Origin of the sequence: Paenirhizobium cremeum, from assembly GCF_047553425.1 — a bacterium.
GTDB classification, from domain to species: Bacteria; Pseudomonadota; Alphaproteobacteria; order Rhizobiales; family Rhizobiaceae; genus Allorhizobium; species Allorhizobium cremeum.
The window spans coordinates 1,335,986-1,348,515 of record NZ_CP180217.1 but is presented as its reverse complement, the minus strand read 5'-3'; the positions used below and the strand labels follow the sequence as shown (position 1 = coordinate 1,348,515).

Here is a 12,530-nt window from a genome sequence, read left to right as displayed (position 1 = left end):
GGCGTTCGGTATCTTAGCCTTGAGCCGGCGTTATTCCGGCAGAATGCGCACGGCACCCTTGTCGGCCGAGCTTGCAAAGGCAGCATAGGCCTTGAGCGCAGTGGTGACATTGCGCCTGCGGGGATGTTCCGGCTTCCAGCCGGCCTTGTCCTGGGCGGCGCGGCGGGCTGCCAGCTCGTCTTCGGCCACCAGCAGCTTGATCGTGCGGTTGGGGATATCGATCTCGATGGTATCGCCCTGGCGCACCAGACCGATGGTGCCGCCGTTTGCGGCTTCCGGCGAGACGTGGCCGATGGAGAGACCCGAGGTGCCGCCGGAGAAGCGGCCATCGGTAATCAGCGCACATTCCTTGCCGAGGCCCTTGGACTTCAGATAGCTCGTAGGATAGAGCATTTCCTGCATGCCGGGGCCGCCCTTCGGGCCTTCGTAGCGGATGACAACGACGTCGCCGGCCTTGACCTCGTTGTTGAGGATGCCCTTGACGGCGGCGTCCTGGCTTTCGAACACGACGGCCGGACCGGTGAACTTCAGGATCGACTCGTCGACGCCGGCCGTCTTCACGATGCAGCCGTCGAGCGCAATATTGCCCCTCAGCACTGCGAGACCGCCATCCTTGGAGAAGGGATGCTCCACCGAACGGATGACGCCCTTTTCGCCGTCGATGTCCAGATCGTCCCAGCGGGCGTTCTGAGAGAAAGCCGTCTGGGTCGGAATACCGCCCGGCGCCGCCTTGAAGAACTCGCGGACGGCCTCCGAATTGGTGCGGGTGATATCCCAGCGATCGATGGCATCGCCCAGCGTCGTGGCGTGAACCGTCGGGCAGTCGCGATTGATGAGATTGCCGCGGTCGAGTTCGCCGAGGATGCGCATGATGCCGCCGGCACGATGCACGTCTTCCATGTGAACGTCGCTCTTGGCGGGCGCGACCTTCGACAGGCACGGAACCTTGCGGGAGAGCCGGTCGATATCGTCCATGGTGAAATCGACGTCAGCTTCGTGGGCGGCAGCGAGGATATGCAGGACGGTATTGGTGGAGCCGCCCATGGCGATGTCGAGCGCCATGGCGTTCTCGAAAGCGGCCTTGGACGCAATGGTGCGCGGCAGGGCCGTCGCATCGTCCTGCTCGTAATAGCGACGTGCGAGATCGACGATCAGATGGCCGGCCTCGACGAACAGCCGCTTGCGGTCGCCATGGGTGGCAAGCGTCGAGCCGTTGCCCGGCAGCGAGAGACCGAGCGCTTCGGTCAGACAGTTCATGGAATTGGCGGTGAACATGCCCGAGCAGGAACCGCAGGTCGGGCAGGCCGAGCGCTCGATTGCCTGAACGTCCTCGTCCGACACCTTGTCGTCGGCGGCGGCAACCATGGCATCGACCAGGTCGAGCGCATGCTTCTTGCCATGCAGGACGACCTTGCCGGCTTCCATCGGGCCGCCGGAGACGAAGACGGCCGGGATGTTGAGACGCAGCGCCGCCATCAGCATGCCGGGCGTGATCTTGTCGCAGTTGGAGATGCAGACCATGGCGTCGGCGCAATGGGCATTGACCATGTATTCGACGGAATCGGCAATGAGTTCACGCGAGGGCAGCGAATAGAGCATGCCGTCATGCCCCATGGCGATGCCATCGTCGACCGCGATGGTATTGAATTCCTTGGCGACGCCGCCAGCCGCCTCGATTTCGCGGGCGACGAGCTGACCGAGATCCTTCAGGTGCACGTGACCGGGAACGAACTGGGTGAACGAATTCACCACGGCAATGATCGGCTTGCCGAAATCGCTGTCCTTCATGCCCGTGGCGCGCCAAAGGCCGCGCGCACCGGCCATGTTGCGGCCATGGGTCGTGGTTCTCGAACGATAGGCTGGCATCTTGTGATCTCTTGCTTGCTTCTATGAAAAACTGCCACCGGCAGGAGTTTGGGCGTCTCTTCTAGCCGATTTCCCGCAGATCGACACTATCACAAGCCGAAAAAGTGGTACGGTTGTCGGCAGACGTCGACGCACACGTTTCATCTGCCTGCATCCGCCAGCATACGGAGCGTGGCCTCCCGATATTCATGTTATCAAAAATCCTTTGCCCGGAGAAGTTATCGACATGACAAACATCAAGAAACCGATTGCCCTCTGCCTCGCCGCCATCCTTGGCGCAGGCACCGCACTCGCCGAGGATCTCCCGAAGGATCCGGTTTCCATCAAGAACGGCGCGAGCGGATTGTGCCTCGACGTCATGGACGAAAGCCAGGAAGCCGGCGCAGGCGTCGTGCAGTCGGAATGCAAGGACGGCGACAGCCGGGCCTGGCGTATCGAGCAGGCCGATGGCGGCTATCGCATCGTCAACAAGAAGAGCAATCTCTGCCTCGACGTGCGCGGCGGCAGCCGTGCGAACGGCACTCCGACCGTTCAGTCGAACTGCGACGACACGACCAACCAGCTTTGGCGCATCGCGCCATCCAGCAACGGTTACTCGCTCGCCAATATGAAGAGCAATCTCTGCCTCAACGTTCCGAACTCCGTGCGGCGTCCCGGCATCGCCATCGTGCAATGGCCATGCCGCGCCAGCGCGGGCCAGAGCTGGAGCTGGTGAAAAATCCCAAAGAATATTGCGGGCTGCGGCCGTCCTTGCTCCGCCCGGCTCACGGCGCAAACACGAAAAAGTGGCGGGCGGGATTATTTTCACCGGCCTGAAACTCTGCTCTGCAATGCCGCGTATTGGTAAAATGAAAGCCGATGGTCAAAACGAAGGACCCGCACCATGTCACGCTACCGTCCGCCACACATTGCAGGCAACGAAATCACCCCGCAGGCGCTCTACCTGAACCGGCGCTCCTTTCTCGGGGCGGCGGCGGCCGGGCTGGCGCTCGGCTCCGCGCCTCAGGCCTATGCCGCCGCGCTTTCCGCCAAACCGGGGCCCTATACCCTGAGCGAGAAGCTGACGACCAGGCAGGACGCCACGACCTATAACAACTTCTACGAATTCGGCACCGGCAAGGCCGATCCGGCCGCCAATTCCGGCCGCTTCAAGCCTCGCCCCTGGACAATCGATATCGGCGGACTGGTCGCAAAGCCGCAGACGATCGACATCGAAACCATCATGAAAGACTTTACCATGGAGGAGCGCGTCTACCGGATGCGCTGCGTGGAGGCATGGTCGATGGTGATCCCCTGGATCGGCTTTCCGCTTTCCGCGCTGCTGGATCGCGTGGAACCGCTCGGCAGCGCCAAGTACGTCGCCTTCGAGACCGTCGTCCGGCCGGAGGAAATGCCCGGCCAGAGCGGCTTCTTCCAGTCCCTGCCCTGGCCGTATGTCGACGGGCTTCGTCTCGACGAGGCGCGCCATCCGCTGGCCATTCTCGCGACAGGGCTTTACGGCGAGACGCTGCCGAACCAGAACGGCGCACCGATCAGGCTGGTGGTTCCGTGGAAATACGGCTTCAAAGGCATCAAGTCGATCGTGAAGATCACCCTCACCGAAAAGCAGCCGCCCTGCACATGGAACATTGCGGCACCAAACGAATACGGTTTCTACGCCAATGTGAACCCGGCGGTCGACCATCCACGCTGGAGCCAGGCGACGGAGCGGCGCATCGGCGAAGCCGAGGGCCTGTTCGGCGGCGCACGGATCAACACCCTGCCCTTCAACGGATATGCCGACGAGGTCGCAGGCCTCTATTCCGGCATGGACCTGACGAAATTCTATTGAGATGGCAACGTCGGCACTTTCCGCACGGCTGAAACCGGCCTCCATCTGGGCGCTCTATGTCATCGGGCTCGTTCCCGGCCTTTATGCCTTCTATCTCGGCATCTATGGCGGGCTCGGGGCCGATCCGGTGCGCGCCTTCGAGCATATGCTCGGTCTATGGGCCCTGCGCTTCCTCTGTCTCGGCCTGCTCGTCACGCCCGTTCGCGACCTGTTAGGCATTAACCTAATTAGCTACAGGCGTGCATTGGGGCTTCTCGCCTTCTACTATGTGCTCGCCCATTTCACCGTCTACCTGACGCTCGACCGGGGACTGATCTTTTCCTCGATCTTCGGCGACATCGCCAAACGACCTTATATCATGCTCGGCATGGCGGCACTGCTGATGCTCGTCCCGCTGGCGCTGACCTCGAACAAATGGTCGATCCGCCGGCTGGGGAGCCGCTGGAACACGCTGCACAAGCTCGTCTACGCGGTCGCCGCGGCCGCCGTTCTGCATTATTCGCTTTCGCTGAAAGCCATAACCGCCGAACCCGCCTTTTATCTCGGCGCGGTAACGCTGCTGCTCGCCTACCGGATGGTCCGGCGGCGCATCCTGGACTGGAAGCGCGGCAGAAAGGGTGCAGTCATGCGACCGCAGCGCTCCGCTGGCACCTGAACATCGAAAGGCCGGCGCGAACGCCGGCCCCTGCTCTCCTGCATTCGCCCGCGGGCAGATCAGAACTGCTTCCTGAACAACCGGTCGAGCGAGAGATAGCCGCCGCCGAAGGCCGCGGCGAGGAAGACGCCGCCCGTCCAGAAAAGCGAGGCAAGTTCGGCCTTGCCCTGAACCTGATGCAGGAATTTCGCACCACCGTCGATCAGCCTGACCTTGGCCTCCGGAGTAAAGAACTCACTGCCGGCCTTCAGCGCATCGATGCCGGCCTGAGTCAGGAAGGCGTCTCCGTAGGGATGCGTGAAATGATACAGCAGGGTGATCGCCAGCATGACGCCGTTTGCGAGAGCGATCGGACGGGTGAAAAGGCCGAGGGCGATGAACATTCCGCCGAAGAATTGGAGGATCGCAAGGAAGGGCGACCACAGCCAACCGGGGTAGAAACCGAGATTTTCGACGAAACCGACCTGCGCCAGCGGCGCAGTGATCTTCGGCCATCCTTCGATGACAAGCATGCCGCCGACCGCCAGCCGGAATATGCTCCAGGCCATGGGCTGGGCGACCTTGTCATAGAACGGCCCCAAAGCCGGGATGAGCAGTCTTTCTTTTGTATTATCAAAGACTTCAATGGACATTTCATGCCTCACAATTTGCGCGTTGCAATGATTGGAGGGTAGGTCCGGCGGGCGAAAAACGCTTGACTCAGGTCAAGTTCACAGCGCTAAAATCGCCAATAAAGTTGAACGGTCCGTTCAACTTCCAGTGTTCACATCTGCGTGATGTGCCTTTTGCCGACCCAGGAAGGGGGCGCTCCAGAACCGAAACACGCGCCTTCCCGGGCCGTGCGAGCATTGCCGTGGAAAGTCGCGGCGGCTGTGACCCGTTGTTTGGAGGCATGGCGAGAAAAAATTCATGCCCTTGTCGATTCCGGCGTCTTTCGTTCGTCGTTAAATCACGCACCCGATCGAAACCCGGTGCGCAGGTTCATAAAGAGGAGAATGAGCAATGCGTGTAATTGTATTCGTAAAGGCCACGGAAGACAGCGAAGCGGGCATCATGCCCACGAACGAGCTCGGCGAGGCGATGGGCAAGTTCAACGAGGAACTGGTCAATGCCGGTATCATGCTCGGCGGCGATGGATTGAAGCCCTCATCCAAGGGAAAGAGGGTCGCCTTCGACGGGGCAAGCCGCCGGGTGATCGACGGGCCTTTTGCCGAGACGCGGGAACTCGTGGCCGGCTACTGGCTCTGGGAGGTCAAGGACATGGACGAGGCGGTGGAATGGGTGAAACGCTGCCCGAACCCGATGCCCGGCCCGAGCGAAATCGAAATCCGCCCCGTCTATGAGCTTTCCGACTTTGCAGATGCGTTGACGCCCGAGGTCATGGAACTGCATGAACGCACCGGCGCGAAGCTCGCGCAGCAGGACGGCCAGAAAAACTGACCCCGACACGGGAAGGAGGAAAACCATGACAAGGATGATCTTCGTCAATCTGCCGGTGAGAAACCTGGCGGCATCGCGGGATTTCTATATCGCGCTCGGCGGCACGGTGAACCCGCAATTCTCCGACGAGCAATCCAATTGCCTGCTTCTGTCGGAGGCCATAGGGGTGATGCTGCTCACGCATGAGCGCTACGGCCAGTTCACCAGCCGGCCGATCGGCGACGCGCGCCGCGAAACCCAGACATTGCTGGCCATCAACGTCGACAGCCGCGCGGATGTGGATTCCACCGTCGATCGCGCCGCTTCCGCCGGAGGCAGGGCCGACCCCAATCCCCTTCAGGACCACGGCTTCATGTACAGCCGCAGCATTGAGGATCCGGACGGCTATGTCTGGGAGGTCTTCTGGATGGACCCGGCGGTCGCATCCGGCGAAAAGCCGGCGGGCTGACGAGCGACCTTTCCTTGACTGGTACGGGACCGCCTCCATAATCGCGGCCGATGGAGGCTTCGGACACCCACAGAACGATTGAGACCGTCTACCGCATGGAGCGCGCCCGGCTGATCGCCGGGCTCGTCCGGATGCTGCGTGACGCGGGGCTCGCGGAGGAGCTGGCGCAGGATGCCCTGGTCAGCGCGCTTTCCGACTGGCCGAAGAACGGAATTCCGGCCAATCCCGGCGCCTGGCTGATGGCGGCCGCCAAACGGCGCGGCATCGATCAGTTGCGCCGGCGAAGGATGATCGACCGCAAGCATGCGGAGATCGGCCGCGATCTGGAGGAGGAACGCTTTGACGCATTCGGGGAGATCGAAGCGAAGATGGACGACGACATAGGCGATGAACGCCTGAGCCTCATCTTCACCGCCTGCCATCCCGCGCTTTCCACCGATGCCCGGGTGGCCCTGACGCTGCGGCTGATCGGCGGGCTGACTACGGGTGAGATCGCCCGGGCTTTTCTTTCCAGCGAACAGACGATCGCCCAGCGCATCGTCCGCGCAAAGAAGGCGCTGGGCAATGCCGGCATCGCCTATGAAGTGCCGCGCGGCGAACAGCGGGAATCGAGGCTCGCCTCCGTCCTGGAGGTGGTTTACCTCATCTTCAACGAGGGCTATGCGGCCAGTAGCGGCGAGGACGCCATCCGGCCGCAGCTTTCCCATGAGGCCATGCGGCTCGGCCGCATTCTCGCAGCGCTGGCGCCGGGCGAGCCGGAAGTGCATGGCCTGCTGGCGCTTATGGAGATCCAGGCTTCGCGTCTGCCGGCTCGCATCGGTGCCGATGGCATGCCGGTCCCCCTCACCCGCCAGAATCGCGCACGTTGGGACCGGTTGCTGCTGCATCGCGGGCTGGCAAGCCTGGAACGGGCGGAACGTTTCGGCGGCGCAAACGGCGTCTATGCGCTTCAGGCGGCGGTGGCCGCCTGCCATGCCCGCGCGGCACGCTACGAAGACACCGACTGGATGCGGATCGCCACGCTGTACGACCGGCTGCTCAATGCCTGGCCATCGCCCGTCGTCGGCCTCAACCGGGCAATTGCCCATTCCATGGCCTTTGGAGCGGAGACCGGGCTCGTCCTTCTAGCCGAACTGGAAAGCGAGCCGGCGCTCAAGGATTATGCTCCGCTGCATGCGGCAAGAGGGGATTTTCTGCAGCGAGTCGGCAGAAGGCCGGAGGCGAAGGCCGCCTTCGAACGGGCGGCAGCGCTTTCCGGAAACGAGCAGGAAAGAGCCTTTCTCCTGGCAAGAGCCGCAGGCGGCGGCTGACCGAGCCTCGCGGAGCAGCGACACGCAAAAGCCGGGTGAGCGCTCACCCGGCTTTTTCATTCATTCCCTTGCGGGAAGAACCTTATGCGGCTTCGGCAGCGTCGGCTTCAGCGGCGACGCGAGCCTTGTCGGCTGCGCCCTTGGCATTGACGTCGCGCTCTACGAATTCGATGACGGCCAGAGCGGCGTTGTCGCCCTGGCGGAAGCCGGCCTTCATGATACGCAGGTAGCCGCCGTTGCGGTTGGCATAACGCGAAGCGATGGAGTCGAAGAGCTTCTTGACGGCATCCTGATCGCGGATCTGCGAGATGGCCTGACGACGAGCGTGCAGGTCGCCGCGCTTGCCGAGGGTGACGAGCTTCTCGACGATCGGACGAATTTCCTTCGCCTTCGGAAGCGTGGTGACGATCTGCTCATGGGTGATGAGCGAAGCAGCCATGTTGGCGAACATCGCCTTGCGATGGCTGGCGGTACGGTTCAGCTTGCGACCGGCTTTCTGGTGGCGCATTGCTATTCTCCTTTAATGCAGGCTTCGCTTCGCACTTCGAGCGGCCCTGCCGTTTCCTGACACATACAGGCATTCGCCTGCAGTTTGACTGGAAAGGCAGAGGTGAACCTGCCTTTTTCTGACGCTTAGTACTGGTCTTCGTAGCGCTTGGCGAGATCTTCGATGTTCTCGGGCGGCCATGCCGGCACTTCCATGCCGAGGTGCAGGCCCATGGAAGCGAGAACTTCCTTGATTTCGTTCAGCGACTTGCGACCGAAGTTCGGAGTGCGGAGCATTTCTGCTTCCGTCTTCTGAATGAGGTCGCCGATATAGACGATGTTGTCGTTCTTCAGGCAGTTTGCCGAACGGACCGAAAGCTCGAGTTCGTCGACCTTCTTGAGGAGGGCCGGGTTGAAGGCGAGTTCGGTGACCGATTCTTCTTCGACTTCCTTCTGCGGTTCGTCGAAGTTGACGAAGACCGACAGCTGGTCCTGAAGGATACGGGCAGCAAAAGCGACCGCATCTTCACCGGTGACAGAACCATCGGTTTCGATGGTCATCGTCAGCTTGTCGTAGTCGAGAACCTGTCCTTCGCGGGTGTTCTCCACCTTGTAGGACACCTTCTTGACCGGCGAGTAGAGGCTGTCGACCGGGATAAGGCCGATCGGAGCATCTTCCGCGCGGTTACGCTCGGCCGGGACGTAGCCCTTGCCGTTGTTGACCGTGAACTCCATGCGGATCTCGGCGCCCTCATCGAGGGTGCAGATCACATGAGCGGGGTTCAGGATCTCGATGTCGCCGACCGTCTGGATATCGCCGGCGGTGACAACGCCCGGACCCTGCTTGCGCACGACCATGCGCTTTGCGTCGTCGCCATCCATCTTGATGGCGATTTCCTTGATGTTGAGCACGATGTCGGTCACGTCTTCCCGGACGCCCGGGATCGACGAGAACTCATGCAGCACGCCGTCGATCTGGACAGCCGTGACGGCCGCACCGCGAAGCGACGACAAAAGAACGCGACGGAGCGCGTTGCCGAGGGTCAGACCGAAGCCGCGTTCCAGCGGCTCGGCGACGAGCGTCGCCTTGGTGCGGCCCGACGAGGTGAACTCCACCTTGTTCGGCTTAATCAGTTCCTGCCAATTCTTCTGGATCATGACTTTACCTTCCGTTCGTCGCCACCATCCAATCGTGGCGACCGAGCTTTAGAAGCACCGAGAGGAGCGCCCCTGCGCTCATCGGTGTGATTAACGATGATCAGACGCGGCGCTTCTTGCGCGGACGGCAGCCATTGTGCGGGATCGGGGTCACGTCACGGATCGAGGTGATCATGAAGCCGGCAGCCTGGAGGGCGCGGAGAGCGGATTCACGACCGGAACCCGGACCGCAAACTTCCACTTCGAGAGACTTCATGCCGTGTTCCTGAGCCTTCTTGGCGCAGTCTTCAGCAGCGATCTGGGCGGCAAACGGGGTCGACTTGCGCGAACCCTTGAAACCCTTGGCGCCAGCCGACGACCAGGCAATGGCATTGCCCTGTGCGTCGGTGATGGTGATCATCGTGTTGTTGAACGTCGAGTTGACGTGGGCAACGCCCGACGAGATATTCTTGCGTTCGCGACGGCGAATGCGGGTGGCTTCCTTGGCCATAACTTCCCTTTCATTGATCTTGACACCGCCGTAATACCAGCGGCTACACCCAGGAAGGGCCAGCGACAGCCCTTACCAAACTCAAAGAAGGCCGGCACTGACGCGCCAGCCTTCCCTCCGGACAGAACCGGAAACTTACTTCTTCTTACCGGCGATCGCCTTGGCCGGACCCTTGCGGGTACGGGCATTGGTGTGCGTGCGCTGACCGCGAACCGGCAGACCGCGACGATGACGCAGGCCGCGATAGCAGCCGAGGTCCATCAGACGCTTGATGTTCATTGCGGTTTCGCGACGCAGATCGCCTTCGACCTGATAGTCACGGTCGATCGCTTCGCGGATCGCGAGAACCTCGGCGTCCGTGAGCTGATGGACGCGCTTGTCGGCCGGAATACCAACCTTTTCGATGATTTCCTGCGCGAATTTCGGACCGATCCCGTGGATGTAGCGGAGCGCAATTACTACGCGCTTCGCGGTCGGGATGTTGACGCCAGCGATACGTGCCACGCCTGTTCTCCTTGCTTCCAGTTGCCATCCGGCAAGTGGTGTCTCGTTACACGGCCAATCACGGCCGCAATTACAAATCAGGTTCTCAACAAGTCAAAACGATCGAACCCGGTCTTCCACTATGGAAGAACGCGCCGATCGCTTCAATGTCGCGAGTTGGCGCGCTGTTTAACGGAATCGGCGACGAAAAGCAACCGGCCCCGTGAAAATTCTTGTATCCCGCCGGGTTCAGAGCCCGGCCAGGATGGCTTCTATATCCGCCGTAACGTTGTCGATCTCGCCCATGCCGTCGACGGAATGCAGCTTGCCCTTGGCATAGTAGTAGCCAATGAGCGGCGAGGTTTCCTTGTAATAAGCCTGCAGGCGGGTACGAACCGTATCCCGGTTATCGTCCGGACGGCGTTTGAAGTGGGTCGAACCGCACTTGTCGCACACCCCTTCGACCTTCGGCTTCAGATTCGTGTCGTGATAGCCGGTGCCGCAATTGGCACAGGTGTAGCGACCGGCGATTCGGTCTGCGAGAACCTCGTCGTCGACACGGATTTCGATGACCGCCGAAAGATCGATCCCCTTGTCGGAAAGCATCTTTTCGGTCGCATCGGCCTGAATGAGCGTGCGCGGAAAGCCATCGAGGATGAAACCGTTCGCGCAGTCCGGAGCATCGATTCGCTCGGAGACGATGGCAATCACGATCTCGTCGGAAACGAGCTTACCGGCATCCATCACGGCCTTCGCGCGCTTGCCCACCTCCGTGCCTGCGCTGACAGCCGCACGGAGCATGTCGCCGGTCGACAGCTGCGGAATGCCATGCTTCTCAACGATTCTCTGGGCCTGCGTCCCCTTGCCCGCTCCCGGCGGACCCAAAAGGATAAGTCTCATCGTCCCCTCTTTCCTCCACGCAATTTCGACTTCTTGATCAGGCCCTCATACTGCTGTGCGATCAGATGACCCTGAATCTGTGCTACAGTATCGAGGGTGACGCTGACAACAATCAAAAGCGACGTACCACCAAGGGATAATGGCACACCGGTTTGGGAGACCAGGATCTCGGGGAGGATGCAGACGAAAACGAGATAGATCGCGCCGATGACCGTGATACGGGTCAGCACGTAGTCGATGTACTCGGCAGTACGCTCACCCGGACGAATGCCCGGAATGAAGCCGCCATGCTTCTTCAGATTGTCGGCCGTGTCCTTCGGGCTGAAGACGATCGCCGTGTAGAAGAAGGCAAAGAAGGCAATCAGCGCGGCGTAGAGCACCATGTAAAGCGGCTGGCCGTGGCCAAGCGCCGAAATGATGGAGGTCGCCCAGGCCGGAAGCGTGGTGGTTCCGGCAAAACCCGCAGCGGTGGCCGGCAGCAGCAGCAGCGACGACGCGAAGATCGCCGGGATAACGCCCGACGTGTTGAGCTTCAGCGGCAGGTGCGAGGTATCGCCCTGGAACATTCGGTTACCCACCTGGCGCTTCGGATACTGGATCAGAAGCCGGCGCTGGGCACGCTCGACGAAGACGATCAGGGCGATAACGCCGATAGCAACGACGATAACGGTCAGAATCAGTGCCGTCGACAGCGCGCCGGTGCGGCCGAGGTCGAGGGTGTGGGCAAGCGCGGTCGGAAGACCGGCGGCGATGCCCGCGAAGATAATCAGCGAAATGCCGTTGCCGATGCCGCGCGAGGTGATCTGTTCGCCGAGCCACATCAGGAACATGGTGCCGCCAAGCAGCGTGATGACGGTCGAAATACGGAAAAACCAGCCCGGATCGATCACGAGACCGTTGCCGCTTTCCAGGCCGACCGCAATGCCATAGGCCTGAAGCGTGCCGAGCAGCACCGTGCCGTAACGGGTGTACTGGTTGATGATCTTGCGGCCCTGCTCACCCTCTTTCTTCAGGTTCTCGAGCGCCGGAACGACCGAAGTCATGAGCTGCACGATGATCGAAGCCGAGATATAGGGCATGATGCCGAGGGCGAAGATCGCCATGCGCTCGACGGCGCCGCCCGAAAACATGTTGAACAGGCCGAGAATGCCTCCGGACTGTCCCTGGAAAGCGGCGGCATAGGCCTCCGGGTTGAGGCCGGGCAGCGGAATATGGGTGCCCAGGCGATAGACCAGCAAGGCGGCCAGAGTGAACCACAAGCGCTTCTTCAGATCCTCCGCCTTGGCGAAGGTCGAGAAGTTGAGGTTCGAGGCCAATTGTTCCGCTGCAGAAGCCATGAAATTCTCCGCAAAACCAAATCCGGCTGAGCTTTGCCAGACCGGAGGTCATTCGTCCAATTGTTTTAAAAGAAAACCGGGCGCGGGAGAGATTGCGGTGCAATCGCATGCCTCACCCTTGTTTTC

The 12,530-nt window shown here is 61.3% G+C and carries 14 protein-coding genes; 6 read left to right on the top strand and 8 right to left on the bottom strand.

The window, feature by feature from the left end; genetic code table 11:
• Nucleotides 1–30: 30 nt before the first annotated feature.
• Nucleotides 31–1,866, bottom strand: coding sequence for a dihydroxy-acid dehydratase (ilvD, locus tag ACLBKR_RS06735; RefSeq protein ID WP_112830256.1), 1,836 nt, complete (start codon nucleotides 1,864–1,866; stop codon nucleotides 31–33).
• A gap of 226 nt (nucleotides 1,867–2,092) precedes the next feature.
• On the opposite strand from ilvD, the gene ACLBKR_RS06730 reads away from it, so the two are divergent.
• The 3 genes from ACLBKR_RS06730 (at nucleotide 2,093) to msrQ (ending at nucleotide 4,352) form a co-directional block, all read left to right on the top strand.
• Nucleotides 2,093–2,581 (top strand): RICIN domain-containing protein, encoded by a 489-nt coding sequence (locus tag ACLBKR_RS06730; protein ID WP_414901070.1) that lies wholly within the window; start codon nucleotides 2,093–2,095, stop codon nucleotides 2,579–2,581.
• Between the two features lie 168 nt (nucleotides 2,582–2,749).
• Entirely contained in the window at nucleotides 2,750–3,697 is a 948-nt protein-coding gene (gene msrP / locus ACLBKR_RS06725) for a protein-methionine-sulfoxide reductase catalytic subunit MsrP (protein WP_414901068.1), read from the top strand.
• Between the two features lies 1 nt (nucleotide 3,698).
• On the top strand, nucleotides 3,699–4,352 hold the full coding sequence (gene msrQ, locus ACLBKR_RS06720) for a protein-methionine-sulfoxide reductase heme-binding subunit MsrQ (protein ID WP_113448600.1): 654 nt from the start codon (nucleotides 3,699–3,701) through the stop codon (nucleotides 4,350–4,352).
• A gap of 59 nt (nucleotides 4,353–4,411) precedes the next feature.
• Here msrQ and ACLBKR_RS06715 read toward each other — a convergent pair whose 3' ends face one another.
• Nucleotides 4,412–4,900 (bottom strand): DoxX family protein, encoded by a 489-nt coding sequence (locus tag ACLBKR_RS06715; RefSeq protein ID WP_414901065.1) that lies wholly within the window; start codon nucleotides 4,898–4,900, stop codon nucleotides 4,412–4,414.
• Nucleotides 4,901–5,354: 454 nt separating this feature from the next.
• On the opposite strand from ACLBKR_RS06715, the gene ACLBKR_RS06710 reads away from it, so the two are divergent.
• Genes ACLBKR_RS06710 through ACLBKR_RS06700 form a run of 3 tightly spaced genes read left to right on the top strand, consistent with a single transcriptional unit; the run spans nucleotide 5,355 to nucleotide 7,550 of the window.
• Complete coding sequence (locus ACLBKR_RS06710) at nucleotides 5,355–5,792, top strand: YciI family protein (RefSeq protein ID WP_113340540.1); 438 nt, start codon at nucleotides 5,355–5,357, stop codon at nucleotides 5,790–5,792.
• Between the two features lie 25 nt (nucleotides 5,793–5,817).
• Entirely contained in the window at nucleotides 5,818–6,240 is a 423-nt protein-coding gene (locus ACLBKR_RS06705) for a VOC family protein (RefSeq protein WP_113448598.1), read from the top strand.
• A gap of 50 nt (nucleotides 6,241–6,290) precedes the next feature.
• Complete coding sequence (locus ACLBKR_RS06700; protein WP_113487628.1) at nucleotides 6,291–7,550, top strand: RNA polymerase sigma factor; 1,260 nt, start codon at nucleotides 6,291–6,293, stop codon at nucleotides 7,548–7,550.
• 82 nt (nucleotides 7,551–7,632) lie between these two features.
• Here ACLBKR_RS06700 and rplQ read toward each other — a convergent pair whose 3' ends face one another.
• From rplQ to secY, 6 genes are all read right to left on the bottom strand, one after another.
• A complete protein-coding gene (gene rplQ / locus ACLBKR_RS06695; protein WP_113487630.1) occupies nucleotides 7,633–8,058 on the bottom strand; it encodes a 50S ribosomal protein L17 in 426 nt (141 codons plus the stop codon).
• Between the two features lie 125 nt (nucleotides 8,059–8,183).
• On the bottom strand, nucleotides 8,184–9,194 hold the full coding sequence (locus ACLBKR_RS06690) for a DNA-directed RNA polymerase subunit alpha (RefSeq protein WP_112830265.1): 1,011 nt from the start codon (nucleotides 9,192–9,194) through the stop codon (nucleotides 8,184–8,186).
• 100 nt (nucleotides 9,195–9,294) lie between these two features.
• The gene (gene rpsK / locus ACLBKR_RS06685) at nucleotides 9,295–9,684 is read right to left on the bottom strand and encodes a 30S ribosomal protein S11 (protein WP_007598338.1); all 390 of its coding nucleotides are present in this window, start codon (nucleotides 9,682–9,684) and stop codon (nucleotides 9,295–9,297) included.
• Nucleotides 9,685–9,819: 135 nt separating this feature from the next.
• Nucleotides 9,820–10,188 carry a 30S ribosomal protein S13 gene (rpsM, locus tag ACLBKR_RS06680; protein WP_112830266.1) on the bottom strand — a complete coding sequence of 123 codons (369 nt, stop codon included), beginning with the start codon at nucleotides 10,186–10,188 and terminating at the stop codon, nucleotides 9,820–9,822.
• 228 nt (nucleotides 10,189–10,416) lie between these two features.
• Nucleotides 10,417–11,067 (bottom strand): adenylate kinase, encoded by a 651-nt coding sequence (locus ACLBKR_RS06675; RefSeq protein ID WP_113487632.1) that lies wholly within the window; start codon nucleotides 11,065–11,067, stop codon nucleotides 10,417–10,419.
• Nucleotides 11,064–12,404 carry a preprotein translocase subunit SecY gene (gene secY / locus ACLBKR_RS06670; RefSeq protein ID WP_112830268.1) on the bottom strand — a complete coding sequence of 447 codons (1,341 nt, stop codon included), beginning with the start codon at nucleotides 12,402–12,404 and terminating at the stop codon, nucleotides 11,064–11,066. The genes ACLBKR_RS06675 and secY overlap by 4 nt, the downstream gene beginning before the upstream one ends.
• Between the last annotated feature and the right edge of the window lie 126 nt (nucleotides 12,405–12,530).

What these genes read in the sequence shown, in the direction of transcription:
- ACLBKR_RS06705 (WP_113448598.1), top strand. Translation starts at nt 5,818, where the DNA reads ATGACAAGGATGATCTTCGTCAATCTGCCGGTGAGAAACCTGGCGGCA.
- ACLBKR_RS06675 (WP_113487632.1), bottom strand. Translation starts at nt 11,067, where the DNA reads ATGAGACTTATCCTTTTGGGTCCGCCGGGAGCGGGCAAGGGGACGCAG.
- ACLBKR_RS06710 (WP_113340540.1), top strand. Translation starts at nt 5,355, where the DNA reads ATGCGTGTAATTGTATTCGTAAAGGCCACGGAAGACAGCGAAGCGGGC.
- ACLBKR_RS06715 (WP_414901065.1), bottom strand. Translation starts at nt 4,900, where the DNA reads ATGGCCTGGAGCATATTCCGGCTGGCGGTCGGCGGCATGCTTGTCATC.
- ilvD (WP_112830256.1), bottom strand. Translation starts at nt 1,866, where the DNA reads ATGCCAGCCTATCGTTCGAGAACCACGACCCATGGCCGCAACATGGCC.
- msrQ (WP_113448600.1), top strand. Translation starts at nt 3,699, where the DNA reads ATGGCAACGTCGGCACTTTCCGCACGGCTGAAACCGGCCTCCATCTGG.
- rpsK (WP_007598338.1), bottom strand. Translation starts at nt 9,684, where the DNA reads ATGGCCAAGGAAGCCACCCGCATTCGCCGTCGCGAACGCAAGAATATC.
- rplQ (WP_113487630.1), bottom strand. Translation starts at nt 8,058, where the DNA reads ATGCGCCACCAGAAAGCCGGTCGCAAGCTGAACCGTACCGCCAGCCAT.
- ACLBKR_RS06700 (WP_113487628.1), top strand. Translation starts at nt 6,291, where the DNA reads ATGGAGGCTTCGGACACCCACAGAACGATTGAGACCGTCTACCGCATG.
- ACLBKR_RS06690 (WP_112830265.1), bottom strand. Translation starts at nt 9,194, where the DNA reads ATGATCCAGAAGAATTGGCAGGAACTGATTAAGCCGAACAAGGTGGAG.
- ACLBKR_RS06730 (WP_414901070.1), top strand. Translation starts at nt 2,093, where the DNA reads ATGACAAACATCAAGAAACCGATTGCCCTCTGCCTCGCCGCCATCCTT.
- msrP (WP_414901068.1), top strand. Translation starts at nt 2,750, where the DNA reads ATGTCACGCTACCGTCCGCCACACATTGCAGGCAACGAAATCACCCCG.
- secY (WP_112830268.1), bottom strand. Translation starts at nt 12,404, where the DNA reads ATGGCTTCTGCAGCGGAACAATTGGCCTCGAACCTCAACTTCTCGACC.